Here is a 21089-nt window from a genome sequence, read left to right on the forward strand (position 1 = left end):
TACTCATTGTAGGTATTTTTAGACGTTTAACTTACCATCAGTTTGAGTGATATAACGGCAAAAAACAGATAATTTAGGCGATAAAAAAGGCGGCATGGCCACCTCTTTTTATATGTATTAAATTTATTACTTGCCCCCACCCATACACATTGGGCTGTCTGGCACGTTATCGAGCTGCTTCAACCATTCATCTTTTGTATAAGTATGAATAGATAAAGCGTGAATATTGTTCGCTAGCTCTTCTGAAAGTGCTTTATTTACAGCTCGGTGACGAGCAATAAGACGCAAACCTTCAAACGCATCACTCACAACAATCACTTTAAAGTGACTCTCAGAACCGGCCGGAACATTGTGCATGTAGCTCTCATTCACCACACTCAAGTGACTTGGTGAAAACTCATTGTGCAATTTTGTTTCGATAACTTCTTGGATCATTGTGATTCCTTAATAACGGGTTGGCATTATCTGTGGGGGTGAGTATAAACCCTAACAAGGCTACTGTCTGAGTATTTAATCGCGAACAGCATAGGTTTGGTCGAGTTTTCTCTATCTTGTTCAGCCCGCATTTGAGACAATATCTTTGTTATTTCTCATATAAGTATCCCAAGTAATGAAAACTGAACTTACCCTTCACGATAGAACTTTGACCTTACATCGTTTCCCTAAACGTTCAAATGAAACACTTCAAGCTTGGGATGCGGGCGACGAATACATTATTAACCATGTTGAAGAGATGAACCTTGAACCTGGCAAACACATTCTGATCTTAAACGACAGCTTTGGTGCCCTATCCGCTTGGTTCTCAAAAGATCACGATGTGACCATGATGAGCGACTCATTTATCTCTCATCGTGGCGGCCTGAAAAACTTACAGCGCAATCAGTGTAATCGCGTCAACTTTTTAAACACCATGGATGATATCCCTCACGGTATTGATCTGGTACTGATGCAGCTACCAAAGACCAACCGCCATTTAGTATGGCAACTGAGTCAGTTGCGCCAAGCTTTACCAGAAGGTTGCCAAGTGATCGGTGTCAACAAGGTAAAAGAGATTCACACATCAACGCTGAATCTGTTTGAAAAATACTTGGGTGAAACCAAAACATCACTGGCGAAGAAAAAGCACCGCTTGGTGTTCTCATCACCAAACTGCCAGCCAATTCACAAAGTTGAGCCTTTTGTAGAATGGGATGTCGACGGTGAAGATATCCGCCTAAAGAATTTACCAAATGTTTACTCAGGGGAAGCACTCGATCAAGGCGCGCGCTATATGCTAGAGCATATACCTCAAGATCCTGAGCTACGTCATATTATCGACCTTGGCTGTGGTAATGGTGTTTTAAGTGTTAAAGCAGGCCAGTTGAACCCTCAAGCTCGCATCACTTGTGTTGATGAGAGCTTCATGGCCGTGGAATCAGCACGCCAAAACATAAAAGATAACCTTGGTGAAGATGGTAACTTCCAGTTCATTGCTAACAACTGTTTAGACGGTTTTAAGAAAAACAGCACATACCTAGTCATGTGTAACCCTCCATTCCATCAACAACAGGCAATTACTGATCACATTGCATGGCAAATGTTCTGTGATGCAAAGCATGTTCTTAGCAATGGAGGCAAATTAATTGTTATTGGCAACCGACACCTCGGATACGATGTCAAACTCGCAAGATTATTTGGTGAAGCTAACGTTGAAACGCTTGAACTAAACCAAAAATTTGAGATATTACAAGCAACAAGAGAACCTGCGAATTTTAACAAATAAGCAGTAGACTGCTTCACAAGAATTTAAGATACCGAGCTTCTGGTGTGAATTTAGAAAGGATAAAGGAATGAAAAAACTGATTTTGGCTGCTTCTATTATGGCTTTGACAGCATGTTCAGCCCCTCAGCAAGAACAGATAAATGTAATGCCAGAAGCTTCACTAAGCTCAAGCAACCTAGTACAAGGCAAAACATACACATTAACCAGTAAAGATGTTCGTGCTGCTCAGTATGTTGCACTTGTTGATAGCGGCCGCGCTAACATTCAACCAATTCACGCTAAGCAGAACATGCGTATTTCTCTAGAGAATGCTATCGCACAGCAATTTGAGTCTCAAGGCTTTCGTGCCAGCGTAAACAGCGAAAACTCTGTTGTTTTAGAGATTCAAGAAGCACTAGTTACCGTAGAACACACCATTATGGAAAACCAAATGGACGGTAAAGTAACACTTGAAGTTACGGCTGAAACACCAGAAGGCAAACTGGTTAAGACGTTCAATGGTACAGCAACTCGCACTGGTGCATTAAGTGCATCAAACGACGATATCGCAATGGTACTTAACGACGTTATCGACTTAGTGCTTAAAGAGATCGCTAATGACCAAGAACTACAAACTTACATGAAGGAACGTTTCTAATGGGTCGTATTCTATCTTCTATCGCACTAATGCTAGTAAGCGTGAGCGTGTGGGCTGGTCCTAAAGTAAACGTCGAAACGACGCTAGGTGACTTCACGATCGAGCTAAACCAAGAGCAAGCACCAATTAGTTCTGAGAACTTTCTAAAATACGTAGCAGATGGCAGTTACGAAGGTACTATCTTCCACCGTGTTATTCCTGGTTTTATGGCGCAAGGTGGCGGCTTCAACCAAGACATGCAGCAACAAGCAACGTATGCTCCGATCAAGAATGAAGGCAGTAATGGTCTGAAGAACGACACAGCAACGATCGCGATGGCTCGTACTAACGCGCCAGACTCTGCAACTCGTCAGTTCTACATTAACTACGCAGACAACGACTTCCTGAACGCAAAAGGCGGTAATCCAGGTTACGCGGTATTTGGTAAAGTCACCGACGGTTTTGACGTTATTCAAAAGATGGCAACCATACCAACTAAGCGAATGGGCCGTATGTCAGATATCCCTGTCGATCCAATCGTCATCACGAAAGTGACCCTTCTTAAGTAATCTAAAGTAACGCCCTTATTTCTTAAGGGCGTTTTTCTATACAAGGACGCCCTATGTCATCAGGCACTCCCTCTCTTTCTTGGATGCAGACTTTCCGTAGCTATCTCGATAAGCGCCTACTGTGGGTGTTCATGCTCGGTTGCTCAAGCGGCTTCCCGTGGGTTCTTATTGGCTCCAACATGTCTGGTTGGCTTAAAGACGCAGGTTTAACCCGTGCTGCTATTGGCTACTTTGGTAGTGTATTTGCTGTGTATGCCATTAACTTTTTATGGGCTCCTTTGGTAGACCGAGTAAAACTGCCGCTGCTTCATGCAATACTTGGCCAGCGCCGCAGTTGGATCTTTTTCTGCCAAAGCATTGTTTTGATCGGCACCTTATTTATCGCAGGCGTCAATCCGGCTGAGAATTTAGCGTTTACCTCAATGTTAGCGCTCGCGATTGCCATTGCCTCAGCCACGCAAGACATCGCAATTGATGCATTTCGTATTGATACCTTCCCAAAATCTGAAGCTTCAAAACTGCCACAAGCTTCTGCAATGGCAGTAGTTGGTTGGTGGACGGGCTATTCTCTACCAGGCTACCTGGCCTTTATTAACGCAGACTCAATCGGTTGGAATGGTGTTTACTACGGTATGGCAGGTGTCGTTGTCGTGTTAATGCTGTTTACTCTTTTTGTCGGAGAGCCAAATACACAACGTGAAGCCCTACAAGAACAAGCACAGCAGCGACACAATAAAGTAGTTGGCTCAAAGCTTGTCGCTTGGTTCAGTGTAACGGTCATTGAGCCCTTTTATGATTTCTTCAAAAGAAACGGAGTTCAAGTTGCCATTACTCTATTGCTGTTTGTATTCCTGTTTAAGATAGGCGAAGCCTTCTTAGGTCGAATGTCGATCACCTTCTATAAAGAGATAGGTTTCAGTAACGAACAGATCGGCCACTACTCCAAATTAATTGGTTGGGGTGCGACGATATTCTTCACTTTGGTAGGCAGTGTCTTCAATGTGAAGTTCGGCATTGTACGCGGACTAATGATCGGCGGCGTGGCAATGGCGGCAAGCAATCTAATGTTTGCGTGGATCGCTCAGACTGGCCCGAGTGAAACCTTATTCTTGGCAACCATCATTGTCGATAACTTCACAACGGCCTTTTCTACCGTTGCGTTTGTCTCTTTCCTAACGCTATTAACAGGTCAGGCGTTTTCAGCAACACAATACGCCTTACTAGCTTCACTTGGAAACTTCGGCCGTACCACTTTAGCTTCCTTCAGTGGTGAGTTGGTTGATTACCTCAATGATTGGTCAACCTTCTTTATACTGACTGCACTTATGGTGATACCAAGTTTGATCATGCTCTATTCGCTGCGCCACTTTTTCACAGATTTACTAGAAAAAGCGAAAAACAACCACGAATAAGAGAAAAAGAAAACAGAATAGAAAGAGGGTAGCATCAAGCTACCCTCTTTTACTTTGTAGCAATTGATTTCGTACGCGCTAGTCTGTTGTGTCACTCACAATAAGATTGAAGCCTGAGCCAGCCGAGTCATCTATCGCCACGACTTGATATACAACACCATCAGCCAAAGTAGCAGGCGCAGAATCAATAGCCACCACCGAAGGTTGGCCCGCAACGGTAATCGTCACAAAGTAAGAGCCTGCTGCCACATAGATACCATTAGCATAGTCTTTAAACTTCACATCACTCAGCGCTGGCGTACTTCCAGCGATGCCTACGTTTTCTGTTAAGTAGATGTCCACAGATGCAGCAATTGGGTTAGCAGCAGCGTGAGTAATATTTAACACTGCACTGGTCGCCACCGGACGACGGTTTTCAGGAACTACCAAAGGCTCTAGATTCAGCGGTGTTACGGTCCCTACCGCATAAATGCTGTAATCCATACCCGCAAATACAGCTAGACCATCGACATCGATAAATGTTGGAGACGTTGTTCCCGTTTCGTAAATATCAATGTCATAACTATCTGCAGCTAAATCTAAGAAGCCACGAATCTCTTTAAACATTAAGCCATCAAGAGGTGCAAACTTAGCCGCGTTAACGTAAACATCGACATCAGGTGCTCCATCAACTAAATGCCCTACTCTTACTTCTGCGGTTTCAGCCATGTCGTAGATTAACGAAGATCCACTACCGTCCATAACCATTAACTTCACAGGTGAGGCGCTATTCGAATCAGCTCTCGGCACAGCGGCAATCGTCAACTCGCTGCCTGCGGGTAAAGTAATCTCCCCTGAATCGAATGCGATAGCATTACCACTGACCGCTTCCAGTCTCACACGGTATTGCCCTGCAGGGATATTTAGAACATCGGTGAAATCTTTGTACGCTAAGGTCCCCAGTGGTGCACCTAGTGGATCAGTCGGTCCTGTCACATACAGATTTACATCGCCAACACCCGTCGCAGCGTGAACTACTTGTACGTCTAGGGTCGAACTCGTTGCGGTCCCTTCAGCAGGACGAGTCACTACTAAGGCCTCCACAGGGTTGTTCGAACCATCAGCGTCACCAACGACCATAACGGTATAATCCAAATCACCGCTCAAGTCGAATTGGCTTTGTGGGATAACAGTAGCCACTGCATCACCGGGGAGTTGTACATCGACCTGGACAGATGTCTGACCTTGGTTAACCGCCGCATAACCAGAGGCTTGTGCATAATCCACACCGCTCCAACGAGCTTGGTTGTCAATTAACACATTCGCTAGTGGAGCATCAGGAGATGCATGGACGGCTTGAAGTTGCGTTGTGGGTTCGTCATCGTCGTCACACCCAACAATGAACAGTGCTGAAATCGCTACAGCGAGTAATGGTGAATATTTCATCGGTCTCTCTCCAAAATTTAGACCGGTTCGTCACACAAAAGATACGCTCAGTAAAAATCTTAAAACACACTCTGTCGGTGTTTCGTGCAGGGAACCGTTTTATTATTCTCGATGCTCTGAGCAAAACCAAAAATTTTGAAGGCTGCTGCTCGTCACACCGATTGTTCATCAATTGATTCCACCACCATTACGAAGTTGGTTAAAAATAGATCAAAGGGACGAGCCAACCGTGGAGAGATTTAGTCGTTTTAGGAGGTGAAATTACATAGAAAGGAATACTGTTGATTTTGATATGCATATCACTCTATTTAGTATAATCGTTTGCTTAGAGCGGTTATTCACCGATTTATCTACAAAATAATCTATTTTCACAAAATCAATAGAATTAGAGGTGCATCAAGATGCATTACTGCGTTAAAGTTCCATCATTTAGATCATTAGTGTGATCCATCTCACTTTAATAATTGCAATTTTCACTCTGTCTCACTTTTATTTGAGAACAAAATCGCTATGATGCTCGGCATTCGGACATATAAACACGCACGGATTAGCGGGTTACTTATTTCAAACATAGAGAGTTCCATTATGCGTAAATCACTTTTAACTCTTGGCCTACTTGCAGCAACTTCTGCTCCAGTAATGGCAGCAGATTATTCTGACGGCGACATCCACAAAAACGATTACAAGTGGCTTCAATTTAACCTAATGGGTGCTTTCGATGAGCTTCCAGGTGAATCATCTCATGACTACCTAGAGATGGAATTCGGCGGTCGTTCAGGCATTTTTGATCTATACGGTTACGTTGATGTATTCAACCTAACGTCTAATCCAGGCAGCGACAAAGATGGTGCAGAAAAAATCTTCATGAAGTTTGCACCTCGTATGTCTCTTGACGGTCTAACAGGTAAAGACCTTTCTTTCGGTCCAGTTCAAGAACTATACGTTGCGACTCTAGTTGAATGGGGCGGCGGCGGTGCTACAAACTGTACTCCAGACCAATCAACTTGTGTTCCAAGTGAAACAACCAACACACAAAAAATTGGTCTAGGTTCTGACGTGATGGTTCCTTGGTTTGGTAAAGTTGGCTTAAACCTTTACGGAACATACGATTCAAACAAGAAAGACTGGAACGGTTACCAAGTTTCGGCTAACTGGTTTAAACCATTCTACTTCTTTGAGAACGGCTCATTCATCTCTTACCAAGGTTACATCGACTACCAATTTGGTATGGATGATGATAACAAAGCACTAAACACTTCGAATGGCGGTGCTATGTTCAATGGTCTTTACTGGCACTCAGATCGTTTCGCTGTTGGTTACGGTCTAAAAGGCTACAAAGATGTTTACGGTCTTAAAGACGACGGTCTAGCTGGTAAAACTACTGGCTTCGGTCACTACGTTGCAGTAACTTACAAGTTCTAATCGAACTTCTAAGAAAGTTTCCAAAATGGCACCCTCGGGTGCCATTTTTTATTGCTTTCATTTAATGCCTCGCTATCCTTGCTGCATTACTTTCTTATCTCGGTATTGCTGTGAACATCACTATTGTTGGTCCCGGAGCGATTGGCGCTTTATGGGCAATAAAACTGCTTCAAGCTGGTCATAATGTGTCTTTGTGGAGTCGTTCTTCTGAACCTTCTGTTGAGCTATCTCTTGATGAACAAGCTTCGATTTCCTTCAGCAATAACGACAAAGACAAGCTTTCAGAAAGCGATTTGGTGCTCTTCACAGTAAAAGCTTGGCAAGTCGAAGATGCTATCACACCACTTATTCAGTATATCGACTCCGATGCTATCTTAATGTTCATGCACAACGGAATGGGAGCAGTAGATGAGATAGCCACTCAGATTGATGCTCACCCGATAGTATTGGCAACCACCACCCAAGCAGCATTCAAACCTGATCGTAATAGTGTATCTCACACTGGACTTGGCCAAACTCAACTGGGTGCTTTTAACCTCAATGGGCAACAGTGCACTTTTTTAGTTGATGTATTGGATAATGCTCTCCCGGCTGTGAGTTGGAACCCACAAATAAAAATCGCGCTTTGGACTAAACTCGCCATCAACTGTGCTATCAACCCACTGACTGGGTTAGAGCAAGTCAAGAATGGCGAACTTGCAGACCAAAAGTTTGGAGATACTTTAATCTCTATCGTTAAAGAGCTCACAAAAGTTATGCAGGCAGAAGGTATTGATTGTTCGATCGAAGAGTTAGAAGCGAGCGTCAACAAGGTTATTCACGCCACAGCACAGAACAACTCTTCAATGAAGCAAGATATGCTTTATCAAAGAAAGACTGAGATCGACTTCATCACTGGACACCTGATAAAAACAGCAAATAAGCATCAGATAGAAGTTCCCGTTAACCAAAAGCTGTTCGATCAGGTCAAAGAGCAAGAAAATAGCTGGAATCATCAAGATTAGTCAGCAACGGTTAACAAGTCGCGATAAAATAATGATACCGCTTAGCATTACGCTGGCACCAATTTCCAAGATTTAGGTAAGAATAGATGCTTGATATCAATCACATCCGAGAGCAGTTTCCTGCGCTATCCCAAACCATCAATCAACAACCATTGATTTACTTAGACAGCGCGGCAACCACACAAAAACCTCAGGTAGTTATTGATGCCATTAGCCAGTATTACTCCAAGCAGAATGCCAATGTTCATCGTGGTAGTCACAGCTTAACCGCGCACGCCACCAGCCAATTTGAAGAAGCTAGAGGCAAGGTCGCTCAGTTTATTGGCGCAACATCATCGAAAGAGATTATCTGGACTCGCGGTGCCACCGAGGCACTCAACCTTATAGCTCAAACCTACGCTAGAAGTACCCTCCAACCGGGCGATGAAATCCTGGTGAGCGAAATGGAGCACCACGCCAACATAGTCCCTTGGCAAATTGTGGCAGAACAAACCGGTGCTAAGATCATCAAAATCCCAATGACATCTGACTGCGAATTCGACCTTGCTGCTTTTGATGCACTGTTGACTGAACGAACCAAGATCGTAGCTCTGGCTCAGATAACCAATGTAACGGGTTCTCGCCAACCGCTTGAGCAAGTTATCGAAAAGGCACATGAGATGAATGCCGTTGTCGTCGTCGATGGCGCACAAGGCATTGTCCATGAGCCAGTCGATGTTACCACTTTGGGCGCAGACTTTTACGTATTCTCAGGACACAAACTCTACGCCCCTGCAGGGATTGGTGTGCTTTACGGCAAACTAGAATTGCTCGAAGCGATGCCGCCGTGGCATGGCGGTGGCAAAATGGTTGAACGCGTCTCTTTTTCTGGCACCACGTTTTCTGAACTGCCTGGTAAGTTCGAAGCAGGCACACCAAACGTAGCAGGAGCCATCGCTTTAAGTTCAGCAATCGAGTGGTTACATCAGTTTGAACAACAAGACGTGGAAGATCATATCCACCAGCTACAACACAAAACCTATCAAGCACTCAGTCAATTGGACGACATCCAAATACTCGGTTATAAGCCCAATTCGAGCGTAATTACTTTTGTGATGGATGGCGTTCACCATCAAGACATTGCCACGCTGTTGGATCAGCAAGGTATCGCGGTACGTGCAGGGCATCATTGCGCTCACCCATTAATGGATGCACTTAATGTGAAAGGAACAGTTCGTATTTCATTTGGTATTTACAACAACATGGATGATGTTGAAAAACTCGTAGCGGCGATAGAAAAAGCCGTTGATATGCTTTAGGGGATGGCGAGACTCAATTAGCAGTCATCATTCCAGAGCTAAGGAACGAAGTATCTGGAACCTCAAATAGCAAACCATCCAAACGAGATTCCCTATTACGCTCCTTCGTCGCTTTAGGGAATGACGAAATACAGTTAGAAATCGTCATTCCAGAACTGAGGAACAAAGTATCTGCAATCTCTTTAAAGCAATATTGTGAAAAAGTATTGGGACAGTTACGAGCTAGCGAGGTTCTTGATCTGCTCAACAATCGCTTTAAGTCCATTTCCTCTTGAAGGGCTCAAATGGGTAATCAAGCCAATATCAGCGAAATAGCCATCAATATCAAAAGCTTGAACCTGGTCTGATGTTTTTCCATCATACGCAGCCATCACTAATGCAATCAGACCGCGAACGATACGAGCATCAGAATCAGCACAAAAGTACCAAACACCGTCGATGTTCTGCGAAACTAACCACACTTGACTCTCACAACCAGACACCAAAACCTGCTCACTTTTCAGCTCATCAGGCATTACTGGCAGTTTCTTACCCCATTGAATCACTTGACGATAACGGTCTTCCCAACCGTTGAAAGCCTGCATTTTTGCGACAATATCATCACTAGTAATTTCTTTGCCAAATGGAGAGCTCGGGAATGACATCATTTTAATATCCAGTAAATTCTTATTAGGCATACAGTAGCGAGTTACTTACTGTGCTTTTGAATAATCTTTTCTACAATACGCGAAACAGCAACAAATCCAAAAGTCGCAGTGACTACAGTTGCAGCACCAAAACCGGTCGCGCAGTCCATACGTTTTGGACCTTCCGCTGTGGCTTTCGCCGCGCATACGCTACCATCAGCTTGTGGGTATTTGAGCTGCTCGGTCGAGAACACACAATCGATGCCAAACTTACGCGCAGGATTCTTAGGGAAGTTATGATGACGACGCAGCGTATCTTTCAGTTTCTTCGCCAATGGATCTTGAATCGTTTTAGTCAGGTCGGCCACTTTGATTTGTGTCGGGTCGATTTGACCACCCGCGCCACCAGTGGTGATCACTTTGATTTTGTTACTGCGGCAATACGCCAATAGCGAAGCTTTAGCCTTCATGCTATCTATCGCATCCAGCACAAAATCGAACTCTTTTGATAGGTATTCAGCCTGGTTATCAGGACCAATAAAATCGTCAATCAGGTTAACTTTACACTCAGGATTAATCAGCTTAACACGTTCGGCCATCACTTCTATTTTGCTCTTACCGACCGTGCCCGACATTGCGTGAATCTGACGGTTGATGTTTGTAACACACACATCATCCATATCGATCAATGTCAGCTCACCCACGCCAGTACGTGCAAGCGCTTCAACCGCCCATGAACCAACGCCACCAATACCGATCACACACACATGTGCCGCTCTAAGTATGTCGACTTCACTATTACCATACAGGCGACGAGTGCCACCAAATCGTTGGTCATAGTTTTCTGAAGCTGGAGTGGTCAATTCACGCATTGTTGCCGCCAATTTATTTCTGAGAAAAAGAAAAGAGTGCGTTTTATACGCACTCTTGAATAAAAAGTCTAGGGGATTAGCGATTCGCTTTCAATGCCCTATTTTATTGTCGTTTACTCGACCTTTTCAGGTGGTAAAGCCCACGGTGCTTCAGTCGCGCTGCCATCTAAGCCCAATTTCCACACTCGGCCAAAATGTTTGTAGTGACCCGCTTCTGTACCTGCGCGTGGTCCCATACCGTGGTAAAGATCCAAGTGGTTTTGCTTAACCGCACCGCCCGTATCTAAAACCAGTAACAGTCTTAACTGGTGTGCTCCGCTCCAAGTACCGTCGGCATTTAACAGTGGTACTTCTGCAAGAATCGGCGTTCCCATTGGTAAGATAGAGCGATCACCTGCGACTGCAGCCATTGGTAATAGAGGAATTCCTGCGCTGCCCATTACCGATAGATCATCTCTTGCTTCAAAGAAAACGAAAGATGGGTTTTGTTCTAACAGCTCTTTAACGACTTCAGGGTCATTCGCCAATACCCACTCTTTGATCGCTTTCAATGACATCTTCTCGCGGGGAACCAAGTCTCGCTCAATCAACACACGACCAATGCTCACGTAAGCTTTGTTGTTTTTTCCTGCGTAAGCAAAATACTGCAAGGTATCATCATCACCAAAGTGTACAAAGCCACTGCCTTGTACTTCCATCATGAACGGGTCGATACGGTTGGCAGCGTAGCCAAGTTCAAGACCTTGACCTTCTAATGCGCCATTGTAGATCTCTTCACGGGTTGGACACTCTTTATCGCATTCAGGAAGGCCATATACCGGGTAACGGTACTCTTCATTCGCTTCATGGCGCAGTTCCATTACTGGAGAGAAATAACCGGTGAAAAGCACATTGCCCTGCTTATCACCACCACCAAGTTGAGCTGTTTGAACACCAAAGTTTGCGAGTTCACTTGGGTCACCACTTAGCATCACCCACTCATTAAGTTGCTTGTATAGCGGCTCGTAGATTTTCGCCATCGAAGGAGATTTAGACACCACCATTTCAGCCTGCTCAGCAAATGCGGTGTAGTCTCTTGGTTTATTGGATTCAACCTGATCGACCTTGTTTAAGGTGCGAGGAAATTCATCATCAAGGTGTTGTTGAGCGAGATCGGTGGGTTGAGCACAGCCAAATAAGACAGAGGCAGCGACAAGGGGAAGCCATTTTTTAATCACAAGAGTCATCCTAAAAATTCTATGCATCGAGGATGACAAAAACGGTCCGATAACACAATCTTAGTTTGTAAGAGTTTACAAGAAGATAACCTATCGAACTGAGTGATCGATATGACCTTTAAGGCGAAATACTGGGTTGTAATGGCTCTCTGAATCCAGCGTCATTTCTGTGTTGTCAGAATTGGTCATACGGAAGCGGTACGTCTGCTCTCCCGCTTTATACTCGAAGTAGTTGCCATCGAATTCAAAACTGGTCGCGATAATCGATCCGGCAACAGACACTCCATTGGCATTCAACACAAACTCATCCGTCGCATAATGAGCCACATCTTGCTCAATCCAAGTGCCATACAACAAATGATTTGGCGTTGCTGCATCTTGTAGCCGTGTGATGACATCACCAAATAGCGATACGACAGCAAACGAACCAACCAGAGCCAATACCATCAGGCAACGCTCTATGATCTTACGCTTCAATGGAGATTGGTTGCGCTGCTCAGCCTCACTGTAAAGGCCTTTGGTTATCTCATCGATTTTATTCTTTTGTGCGGAAGCTTGTGGCATTCGGTTACTACTCATGAAGATGCTGTGCGCATTCTACACTGAGACACTTTATATAATGAAGCTTAGATGAGAATAGTTTGCGCTTTATTCCAAAAAGGTGTTGTTTAAATTTGAATTTAAATGCTAAATTATCGAATAAATAAACAAATGGACTTGTTCTGTGAAATTAAGAAGTACAGCGCTAGTAAAAGGTTTCAGACAATCAACCCCTTACGTAAATGCTCACCGTGGCAAAACCATGGTCATTATGTTGGGAGGCGAAGCCGTTGCCGACAGGAACTTTGGTAACATTATTAGTGATATAGCCTTGCTCCACAGCCTTGGAGTAAAAATTGTTCTCGTTCACGGGGCAAGACCGCAGATCAACCAATTGCTCGCCAAGCAAGATTGCCATACGCCTTATCACAAGAATATTAGGGTCACTGATGAATATTCTTTGGGCGTCGCTATGCAGGCTGCTGGACAGCTTCAACTTGCCATCACTGCTCGACTTTCGATGAGTTTGAACAATACTCCGATGGCAGGCACTCAACTCAATGTGATGAGTGGTAACTTCATTACGGCACAGCCGCTAGGGGTTGATGATGGCACCGACTATTGCCATAGCGGACGTATTCGTCGAATCGATATCGAAGGGATTAATCGCACACTCGACCAAGGTTCTATCGTGTTGCTTGGCCCTATTGCCAGCTCCGTTACTGGCGAAAGCTTTAACCTACTCTCTGAAGAGGTCGCAACCCAAGTAGCAATTCGTTTAAAAGCCGACAAGCTCATTGGTTTCTGCTCTGAACAAGGGGTGACAGATCAAAACGGCAATGTGCTCGCCGAGCTCTTTCCTAAAGATGCTAAACAGATTCTTGCACGCTTAACCGAAGATCAGAATCCAGTTGAAGACATGAGCACCGGGACCATGCGCTTCCTAAAAGGAGCAATTTCCGCTTGTCGTGCAGGCGTGCCTCGTTGCCACTTAATCAGCTACAAAGTGGATGGCGCCCTGATCCAAGAGCTGTTCTCTTTCGATGGTATTGGAACCCAAGTAGTGATGGCGAGCGCCGAGCAAGTAAGACAAGCTCAGATCGACGACATTGGCGGCATCTTTGACCTCATTCGTCCACTTGAAGAACAAGGCATCTTAGTGCGCCGCTCTCGAGAACAGCTAGAGCAAGAGATCCACCGATTTACCATTATTGAAAAAGATGGGTTGATTATCGGTTGCGCAGCACTTTACGCATACCCGGAAGATCATATGGCGGAGATGGCTTGTGTGGCTATTCATCCTGATTATCGTGATGGAAACCGTGGTCAAATATTACTGGACTACATGCGTCATCAATCGAAGTCTCGTGATATCGACCAAATTTTCGTTTTAACCACACATAGCCTGCATTGGTTCCGTGAACAAGGATTTTACGAGATCGGAGTTGATGAGCTACCGATGGAAAAACAGGGGCTGTACAACTATCAACGTAACTCAAAAATCTTAGCGTTAAATGTGTAAATAAAGTTTTGGACTAAAATCTCACTTCAAAGGAAAAATAATTGCAAATGTAATCGTTTTCTATATGAGATTTATTAGGTATGCACTTTAACTCACAAACAAAATTGTATAGAATTTGGTCGCTTTAACAAAATAACAAATGTTTTTATTGGAATGACCACATCGACCGCCCTATGACACAAATCATTTGAGCGAATCGAAGTGGTTACTGCACGGATTGCTATACCCGTTAATGATCAGCAGGCGATTGATGTCTGGTCGTTGATATAAACAGCAAAAAGAGCAACATTGATATGAGAACCATTGTTTGTAACTCGCTGCAAAGTTTTTGGGATATGGCTGATAACCAATTCTTAGAAGGGCTAGACGTACACTGCGTATTCCCTGTGAGCGAGAATCTAAAAGAGTTTATTTTGAATTGCCAAGCAAAATACAAGATAAACCACATATCGTTTACTCGAGCGTTTTTAGGCACTGATTCCTAGCACGCTCAAAGCAACCAGGGATGGTTGCTTTGTACATGTACCTCTATCACCTTTAGCTAGTTAAGCGGCTTCCTAAACCACTCACTCGCTCTGTTTTCACCTTAATTCCACGCTTTAATACGTTAGTATCACTGAACATGATCAGTCGTTTCTTCGCACGCGTAATACCTGTGTATATAAGCTCTCGCGTCAAAATTGGGCTGAAATCTGGCGGCAGGATCATTAAGGTCAGATCAAATTCACTGCCCTGCGATTTGTGAATCGTCATCGCATAAGCCGTTTCATGATCTGGTACTCGGCTTGGTAGCACCGCCTTTACGCTGCCATCGGGCAACTCAAAATAAACCTTCAATCTAGGTGCAGAGTCAGAGTGGCTTGAATCCGATTCAAGCATGCAGATACCAATATCACCATTGTATAAACCCAAGCCATGATCGTTACGCGTTACCATTACAGGTCGCCCGTGATACCACAGCTCATCGTTGTGTGGATTCACTAAACGTCTTGCGGCAAGCGCCCTCTCAATACGATGGTTGAGGCCTTTAACACCAAAATCGCCTTCACGAATAGAACACAGCAGTCGACATTGGCTGAACAAATCGAGTACCGATTTGGCTCTCGCTTCTTGAGTTTCTAACTCTTCCAACGGTACATTCATTCGATTGAGATACGCACCATACTCATTAACCAAGGTACGCAGCATCAAGTTATAGCTATCGCTCGATAGAGGATGATTTTCGATATCGCCAAACCCTTTGGCAAACACTTGGTCTACTTGATTCGCAGAGCCGTTATTGATTGCTTTTGCCAACTGCCCAATACCTGAGCGCGCATCGAAACGGTAACTCTTCTGCAGCATACATAGGCTGTCAGCAATCGCCGGAAGATTAACGGCTCCCGCTTTTGCTTGTGGTGTCTTAGCTATCGCATCAAAGCCAGTCATCTCCGCAATCAAGTTGCCTTGCGCGCTGCTGTAACCTGTAGAGTTAAATGAACAGATATCACCTAAAACTGCACCGGCCTCAACGGAAGCCAGTTGGTCTTTATCCCCAAGCAGAATCAGCCTTGCGTGTTCAGGGAGCGCATCCACCAGCTTATACATCATCGATAAATCAACCATCGAAGCTTCATCCACTACCAATATATCAAGGTGAAGTGGATTGCGTCGGTTATGTCTAAATTCCGCTCGATTAGGAATCGCGCCGAGTAATCGATGTAAAGTACTCGATTCAGTCGGTATGTTGGCCTTCACTTCAGGCGCTAATGGTAACTGTTCAATCGCTTTACCGATCGATTCAGTTAAACGCGCCGCCGCTTTACCCGTTGGTGCCACGAGCTTTATCGTTGGCGTTTTACCTTGGCTTAGTGATTGCTCGACCATCGCGGACAGTAATTTGGTTACCGTGGTTGTTTTACCAGTACCCGGCCCACCAGAGATCACTGCAAAGCGACGACTTAGAGCTACTGCTGCTGCCACTTTTTGCCAATTCAAACATGCCGATAGCGGTACCAAGCTGTCTAGAACATCTAAGTCCGTTACCTGCTTGGCTTGAACAATCGCTTGGTCAATTGCGCCCCAATTCAAAGATTGCTCATCGACAATATCAAGATGATCACACACCAACTGTTGGCGCAGTACCTGAGACGTCTGCTGATTTGTTTCAGCCTTGGCTAAGGCGTTAAACAGAAAGTGATAACTACGTGCGAAAAGCTGATTGAGTGTTTCCGTCAGCGCCTTTTTCTGTTCAATATTGAACTCTACCGGCTTACTTAAACGATTTAAGGTGTCAGCCAGCACAACCTCATAGTTCCAGTAACGCTGTAAGTAGACGCGCCGTCCATCAAACATCAGAGGCTTAACACAGTCATTAGTTGCGCCAACGAGGTTAGATGATTGCAAAACAGTCACCCAATCAATACCTAATAGCTTTTGATTCAATTGCAGCGCCGTTTCACCGTACAACCCAAGTAACTGGGCTATATCTGCCGTTTGTGCAGGGCCTATCGTATGCTGCTGTATAAGCTGAGTACAAATGTGTCCTTTGCCTAATTCATGGCTCACTACCCCAGCGAGAAAGCCGATCTCTTGAGAGTAACTCGTGGCTTGCTGAGCAATAAAACGGGCAAACTGATAATCCAACTGACGAATCGAACCCTTATCTGCAAGAAACTTGAGTACATCCATAAGTTGCTCAGGAATAAGTGAAACTGGCTTCGTTGTGTTCGCTGTTTCTATGCTGGTATTAGTGGTCGTTGTTGTCATTATAAAAGCCCCATCTGTCCAGTTTCATCGTCATTCAATTGTGCTGAACGTCTGTCTATCACTTTACCGTCAATCAATTGATCCATTTCATCAAGTAACGCCAGTGTTGGTTTCGCCGAGAAAATACCTTGCTGAGATTGACCGTCCATTCCTCGTAAGAACAAGTAGTACACGCCGCCAAAATGTTGTTCGTAGCTGTAATTGGCAACACGACTACGCAAAAAACGGTGCAGCGCCAATGCATAGATCTGATATTGCAGATCATAACGGTGGTCAGCCATCGCCGATTTCAATGCCTCGCCATGGTAGACGGCAACATCATCACCTAAATGATTCGATTTCCAGTCAAGAACATAGTATTTACCTTGATGCTCGAACACCAAATCGATGAAGCCTTTCAGCATACCTTGCACGGTTTGAAAACCTAGGTCGCCCGCTTTGGCTGACAATGGATCATGATATTGAATGGTTTGATTCAACTCTGATGAGGCCAATACTTCAATTGGCAGTAAGAACTCCATCTCAACTAAGCGTTGTGTTGAGTCCTTCTCACTTAGTTTTAAGTTTTTTCCATCCAACGCGGTGTTAAGAACGGTATCGACCAGTTGCTGAAGCACAGGTAGCCACTCTAATTCATATTGCTCTGATTCTAATAAGTGAGTGATTACTTGCGTGTTATGTTCACTGGTTGCTGGCTCGGTAAATTCAACTTCCTCAAACAAGGTGTGCAAGAAAGTACCTGGGCGAGCACCACGAGGGAACGTAAAGATAGAGCGTTCAGGCTCAATCAACTCAGACTCATCCTGCTCATCAGCCGAATCAATATCAAAGCCAGACACCTCAATGGTCGCGTCATGACTCGCACCGTGACTGCCTTGCTTTACAAGCCCTGAGTAACTGGTGATACGCCAAGCTCGGTCGATTGAAGCCTTGAGTTCATTAGCATGTAAGTCGTCACTCACTTGCTCTGTTTGTACAAACACCTGTTCATGAGCGATTGGTGTTTCGGCTAACAGCACACTTGAATTTTTGCCTTCAATTGCCGTTAGAGCCTGATGCAATTCGGCAATGCCTTGCTCTTGACCGTTTTGAACCAAATAGCCCATCGCACTCAAATGCACACCTGTCGGCTCTTTGGTTGAACGCCCTTTACGCAGTGGCGCCATGCCAATGAAACAGCCATAAACCGCACGAGTCAGCGCTACATAAATCAAACGCAAGTCTTCCGCGAGTCGCTCTTTATCGGCTTGGGCTAAGGCACTATCACTACCTGTAATATCCAGTACTGTGGTATCTGAATCATGATCGTAGAATTTGCCTTCGCTCGCTTCTCGGTAACTCGCGACAAATGGCAGGAATACAAGGTCATATTCCAAACCTTTCGATTTGTGAATAGTAACGATTTGAACCAAGTTTCTCTCTGACTCAAGACGCTGAATGTCATCCTCACTGCCGCCTAAACTATTTTGTGCATCGGAAATCGCTTCTGCTAACCAACGCAGCAAGCCATAGTCGCTATCGAGTTCCTGCCTTGCCTGTTGCAGCAATTCGCCTATGTGCATCAAGTCGGTGAGTGAGCGCTCACCATTTTCTTCTTCCAGCAAGCGTTCCGCGAGGTGTCGCTTGCTGATCACACTACGCAGCATTGGTAGCACGCCACGCTGCAGCCACAACTTACGATATTCTCGAAATTCGTTAACCACGTTTTCCCACACCACTTCATCGTTGTTGAGTTCATCCAATGAAGCCGCATCTAGAGCAAATAACTCGGAGGCTAGACTCGCGCGCAATGCTCGGTCGTTTTCTGGTGTCAGCACCGCTTGCAGCAGACGTTGAATATCTTGCGCAACCAAGCTGGTGAATACACTGTCTCGGTTAGACAAATACACACTCGCGATGCCTTGTTCAGACAGCGCGTTCTTGATCAGACGACCTTCACTGCCGGTTCGAACCAAGACAGCAATATCACCCGCATTCACGGCATGCTGTTTTTTGCCGTTATCAAAATAGGCTTGTTGATTTTGAGAAGCGGTCAGAATAGTTTGAATTTGACTCGCTGTCGCTTCTGCCATTGCCTTGTGATATTCACCTTTCGGCAATGGCTTGTCTTCAGCCTCTTGCAGCCAAAAGGTCAGTGCATGTTGAGTCTGGCCATTCATCACCCATTGGCGCTTATCAGCAGATGGACTGGCAGCAACGGGCAAAAATGGAATGTCTTGATCGTAGATAAACGGGCTACCCGAATTCATAAACACTTGGTTTACTGCGCTGACCATATCAGCACTCGAACGCCAGTTAGTCCCTAACGTATAGTGAGCACTAACTTGGTTTCTTGCCTTAATGTAGGTAAAGATATCCGCGCCACGGAAACCGTAGATAGCCTGCTTCGGGTCACCGATCATAAACAGACCACACTGCGGGTTATCGAGGTAGATTCGGCTAAAAATACTGTATTGCAGCGGATCGGTATCTTGGAATTCATCGATCATCGCCACCGGGTATAAGGTACGGATTCTCTCCACCAGCAGTGACTGCTCATCGACATCAATCGACGCGGATAACTGAGTCAACAAGTCATCAAATGACAACCACTGTTTTTGCTGTTTCGCCTTGGCTAGCATAGTTCGACAGTGGGTAATTGCGTGCGCCAATAACGGGGCTTTCAAGTCAGCAGGGTTATTTAAGAAGTCGTCAATCGCTTCGAAAACAGCGTGCTGAGGTGAAGTGCCTTTCGGTGTTTTTTCAATTAACGTGGCTTGAGAGAACTTTTCTAACTTGTCTGGATATTGATAATCATGAGTGTCGCTCTGCGCCCATGCTGTCACCGCTTCTAACCATGTCGGCAGAGACTTCTTGGTGTAGCTACGTTTGTTCACATCCGAAGCAGAGATCAAAGCCAAAAAGTCCGCTTCAGACTCACACCACAACGCCTTAAGTTGCTTCACTTTGTCTAGGTTCTGATTGTGCAGAGTTTGCAAATCCCCCGACATCGCGTCGACTGTTAGCTTCAATGGAGAGCCCGTCAGATAACGATTGACGTCTGCTAATAATGCAGCCGGTGAACCCCAGATATTACGAACCTCACCAGCCAGTTGAATAGGTAACGGGTAAAACTGCTTACGCCAGTAGTCGGCTACCACTTGCGCTTTAAGATGGCTTTCATCAGTCACAAACTCATTATCAAATCGGCTGCCAGACTCGAAGGCATTTTGAGTCAACATACGCTGACAGAAGCCGTGAATGGTGTATACAGCGGCTTCGTCCATTTGCCTTTCAGCATTGAGCAGTGTTTTCGCAGCGCCAGCGTGGTCTTCGATTTCTTGTAGCAAAGGAGCAATCACTGGGTCATCACTTTGCCCACGAGCAAACGCAATGCGCGCATCATGGATTCGAGCACGGATACGATCTCGTAGCTCTGCGGTTGCCGCTTCGGTAAAAGTCACGACCAGGATTTGATCTACAGTGAGCGGCTCGTGATGTCGGGTAGCTTCCGCGAGCTCACCTTGTGGTGCTGCCGTGCCGTGTCCGAGCAGTAGGCGTAAGTACAAGCCAGCGATGGTAAATGTTTTACCTGTACCCGCCGATGCTTCAATTAAACGCGCACCATGAAGTGGAAACGTCATGGTGTTGAGTGTTTGTGGAGCAATTACCTGAACACTGCTTGTGGTCGTCATGCCTTACTGCCTTCTGATAAATATGTTGTTACAAATGTGACCTAGCGTGGAAAACGTCATTCAATTTACGTCCTACGCTGATTTGTTAATAGTTAGTGCGATCTCTCTCACGGATCAATTCGGATCGCCTCGCTACTATGCGCCCACGAGTTCAGGAGCGCGATTCGAGTTTTATACTCATTGCCTACTTAGAACCACAGAATAATGGTCCCTCTGACCTGTGGCCGTACAGCGAACGCCCTACACTAATAATGATTTACTGGCGGCCACTTTATTTCCTGTACCTTGCTTCCTTTCTCCAGGAAAGCAGACACTCCAAACGCTTACCAGCGACTCTCTTCTGCCATTCATTAATTCAGCGAACCCGCGATTGATCTTGTCG

Annotated in this window: 17 protein-coding genes; 9 read left to right on the plus strand and 8 right to left on the minus strand. The window is 45.1% G+C overall.

The window, feature by feature from the left end; translation table 11 throughout:
- Positions 1–126 precede the first annotated feature (126 nt).
- Positions 127–435 carry a transcriptional regulator BolA gene (bolA, locus tag F0228_RS07290; protein WP_171762064.1) on the minus strand — a complete coding sequence of 103 codons (309 nt, stop codon included), beginning with the start codon at positions 433–435 and terminating at the stop codon, positions 127–129.
- A gap of 175 nt (positions 436–610) precedes the next feature.
- Here bolA and F0228_RS07295 point away from each other — a divergent pair, with 175 nt between their 5' ends.
- The 4 genes from F0228_RS07295 (at position 611) to F0228_RS07310 (ending at position 4359) form a co-directional block, all read left to right on the plus strand.
- A complete protein-coding gene (locus tag F0228_RS07295) occupies positions 611–1762 on the plus strand; it encodes a methyltransferase (protein WP_008223072.1) in 1152 nt (383 codons plus the stop codon).
- A 67-nt stretch (positions 1763–1829) separates the two neighbouring features.
- Entirely contained in the window at positions 1830–2399 is a 570-nt protein-coding gene (locus F0228_RS07300) for a YajG family lipoprotein (RefSeq protein WP_004737614.1), read from the plus strand.
- Positions 2399–2947: a peptidylprolyl isomerase gene (locus tag F0228_RS07305; RefSeq protein WP_105059122.1), complete on the plus strand. Its 549-nt coding sequence runs from the start codon at positions 2399–2401 to the stop codon at positions 2945–2947. Before F0228_RS07300 ends, F0228_RS07305 begins: the two co-directional genes overlap by 1 nt.
- 53 nt (positions 2948–3000) lie before the next feature.
- On the plus strand, positions 3001–4359 hold the full coding sequence (locus F0228_RS07310) for an MFS transporter (protein WP_061033233.1): 1359 nt from the start codon (positions 3001–3003) through the stop codon (positions 4357–4359).
- Between the two features lie 78 nt (positions 4360–4437).
- Here the strand turns inward: F0228_RS07310 and F0228_RS07315 are convergent, their stop codons facing one another.
- Complete coding sequence (locus F0228_RS07315) at positions 4438–5784, minus strand: DUF4397 domain-containing protein (protein ID WP_171762065.1); 1347 nt, start codon at positions 5782–5784, stop codon at positions 4438–4440.
- Positions 5785–6369: 585 nt separating this feature from the next.
- On the opposite strand from F0228_RS07315, the gene F0228_RS07320 reads away from it, so the two are divergent.
- The 3 genes from F0228_RS07320 to csdA all read left to right on the plus strand — a co-directional run bounded on the left by F0228_RS07320 (position 6370) and on the right by csdA (position 9508).
- Positions 6370–7206, plus strand: coding sequence for an outer membrane protein OmpK (locus F0228_RS07320; protein ID WP_029405556.1), 837 nt, complete (start codon positions 6370–6372; stop codon positions 7204–7206).
- Between the two features lie 110 nt (positions 7207–7316).
- On the plus strand, positions 7317–8210 hold the full coding sequence (gene panE / locus F0228_RS07325; RefSeq protein ID WP_171762066.1) for a 2-dehydropantoate 2-reductase: 894 nt from the start codon (positions 7317–7319) through the stop codon (positions 8208–8210).
- An 86-nt stretch (positions 8211–8296) separates the two neighbouring features.
- Positions 8297–9508, plus strand: coding sequence for a cysteine desulfurase CsdA (csdA, locus tag F0228_RS07330; protein WP_105059120.1), 1212 nt, complete (start codon positions 8297–8299; stop codon positions 9506–9508).
- Positions 9509–9723: 215 nt separating this feature from the next.
- On the opposite strand, the gene csdE is transcribed toward csdA, so the two are convergent.
- The 4 genes from csdE to F0228_RS07350 all read right to left on the minus strand — a co-directional run bounded on the left by csdE (position 9724) and on the right by F0228_RS07350 (position 12787).
- Positions 9724–10155 (minus strand): cysteine desulfurase sulfur acceptor subunit CsdE, encoded by a 432-nt coding sequence (gene csdE / locus F0228_RS07335; RefSeq protein ID WP_116870146.1) that lies wholly within the window; start codon positions 10153–10155, stop codon positions 9724–9726.
- Between the two features lie 41 nt (positions 10156–10196).
- Complete coding sequence (gene tcdA, locus F0228_RS07340) at positions 10197–11006, minus strand: tRNA cyclic N6-threonylcarbamoyladenosine(37) synthase TcdA (protein WP_004737606.1); 810 nt, start codon at positions 11004–11006, stop codon at positions 10197–10199.
- 113 nt (positions 11007–11119) lie between these two features.
- A complete protein-coding gene (gene mltA / locus F0228_RS07345) occupies positions 11120–12232 on the minus strand; it encodes a murein transglycosylase A (protein WP_171762067.1) in 1113 nt (370 codons plus the stop codon).
- 81 nt (positions 12233–12313) lie between these two features.
- Positions 12314–12787: a DUF2850 domain-containing protein gene (locus F0228_RS07350; RefSeq protein ID WP_029405557.1), complete on the minus strand. Its 474-nt coding sequence runs from the start codon at positions 12785–12787 to the stop codon at positions 12314–12316.
- A 160-nt stretch (positions 12788–12947) separates the two neighbouring features.
- On the opposite strand from F0228_RS07350, the gene argA reads away from it, so the two are divergent.
- A complete protein-coding gene (gene argA, locus F0228_RS07355) occupies positions 12948–14285 on the plus strand; it encodes an amino-acid N-acetyltransferase (RefSeq protein WP_019823870.1) in 1338 nt (445 codons plus the stop codon).
- Between the two features lie 293 nt (positions 14286–14578).
- On the plus strand, positions 14579–14770 hold the full coding sequence (locus tag F0228_RS07360; RefSeq protein ID WP_008223046.1) for a hypothetical protein: 192 nt from the start codon (positions 14579–14581) through the stop codon (positions 14768–14770).
- A 52-nt stretch (positions 14771–14822) separates the two neighbouring features.
- Here F0228_RS07360 and recD read toward each other — a convergent pair whose 3' ends face one another.
- On the minus strand, positions 14823–17033 hold the full coding sequence (recD, locus tag F0228_RS07365; RefSeq protein WP_171762068.1) for an exodeoxyribonuclease V subunit alpha: 2211 nt from the start codon (positions 17031–17033) through the stop codon (positions 14823–14825).
- Positions 17033–20707, minus strand: coding sequence for an exodeoxyribonuclease V subunit beta (recB, locus tag F0228_RS07370; protein ID WP_171762069.1), 3675 nt, complete (start codon positions 20705–20707; stop codon positions 17033–17035). Before recB ends, recD begins: the two co-directional genes overlap by 1 nt.
- Positions 20708–21089: the final 382 nt, after the last annotated feature.

The sequence above is a fragment of the Vibrio sp. 99K-1 genome (genome assembly GCF_013114585.1).
GTDB lineage: Bacteria > Pseudomonadota > Gammaproteobacteria > Enterobacterales > Vibrionaceae > Vibrio > Vibrio chagasii_B.

Bases quoted from the DNA above. Each gene is read 5' to 3' on its own strand.
- bolA (WP_171762064.1), bottom strand. From the start codon at position 435: ATGATCCAAGAAGTTATCGAAACAAAATTGCACAATGAGTTTTCACCA.
- F0228_RS07295 (WP_008223072.1), top strand. From the start codon at position 611: ATGAAAACTGAACTTACCCTTCACGATAGAACTTTGACCTTACATCGT.
- F0228_RS07300 (WP_004737614.1), top strand. From the start codon at position 1,830: ATGAAAAAACTGATTTTGGCTGCTTCTATTATGGCTTTGACAGCATGT.
- F0228_RS07305 (WP_105059122.1), top strand. From the start codon at position 2,399: ATGGGTCGTATTCTATCTTCTATCGCACTAATGCTAGTAAGCGTGAGC.
- F0228_RS07310 (WP_061033233.1), top strand. From the start codon at position 3,001: ATGTCATCAGGCACTCCCTCTCTTTCTTGGATGCAGACTTTCCGTAGC.
- F0228_RS07315 (WP_171762065.1), bottom strand. From the start codon at position 5,784: ATGAAATATTCACCATTACTCGCTGTAGCGATTTCAGCACTGTTCATT.
- F0228_RS07320 (WP_029405556.1), top strand. From the start codon at position 6,370: ATGCGTAAATCACTTTTAACTCTTGGCCTACTTGCAGCAACTTCTGCT.
- csdA (WP_105059120.1), top strand. From the start codon at position 8,297: ATGCTTGATATCAATCACATCCGAGAGCAGTTTCCTGCGCTATCCCAA.
- csdE (WP_116870146.1), bottom strand. From the start codon at position 10,155: ATGATGTCATTCCCGAGCTCTCCATTTGGCAAAGAAATTACTAGTGAT.
- tcdA (WP_004737606.1), bottom strand. From the start codon at position 11,006: ATGCGTGAATTGACCACTCCAGCTTCAGAAAACTATGACCAACGATTT.
- mltA (WP_171762067.1), bottom strand. From the start codon at position 12,232: ATGACTCTTGTGATTAAAAAATGGCTTCCCCTTGTCGCTGCCTCTGTC.
- F0228_RS07350 (WP_029405557.1), bottom strand. From the start codon at position 12,787: ATGCCACAAGCTTCCGCACAAAAGAATAAAATCGATGAGATAACCAAA.
- F0228_RS07360 (WP_008223046.1), top strand. From the start codon at position 14,579: ATGAGAACCATTGTTTGTAACTCGCTGCAAAGTTTTTGGGATATGGCT.
- recD (WP_171762068.1), bottom strand. From the start codon at position 17,033: ATGACAACAACGACCACTAATACCAGCATAGAAACAGCGAACACAACG.
- recB (WP_171762069.1), bottom strand. From the start codon at position 20,707: ATGACGACCACAAGCAGTGTTCAGGTAATTGCTCCACAAACACTCAAC.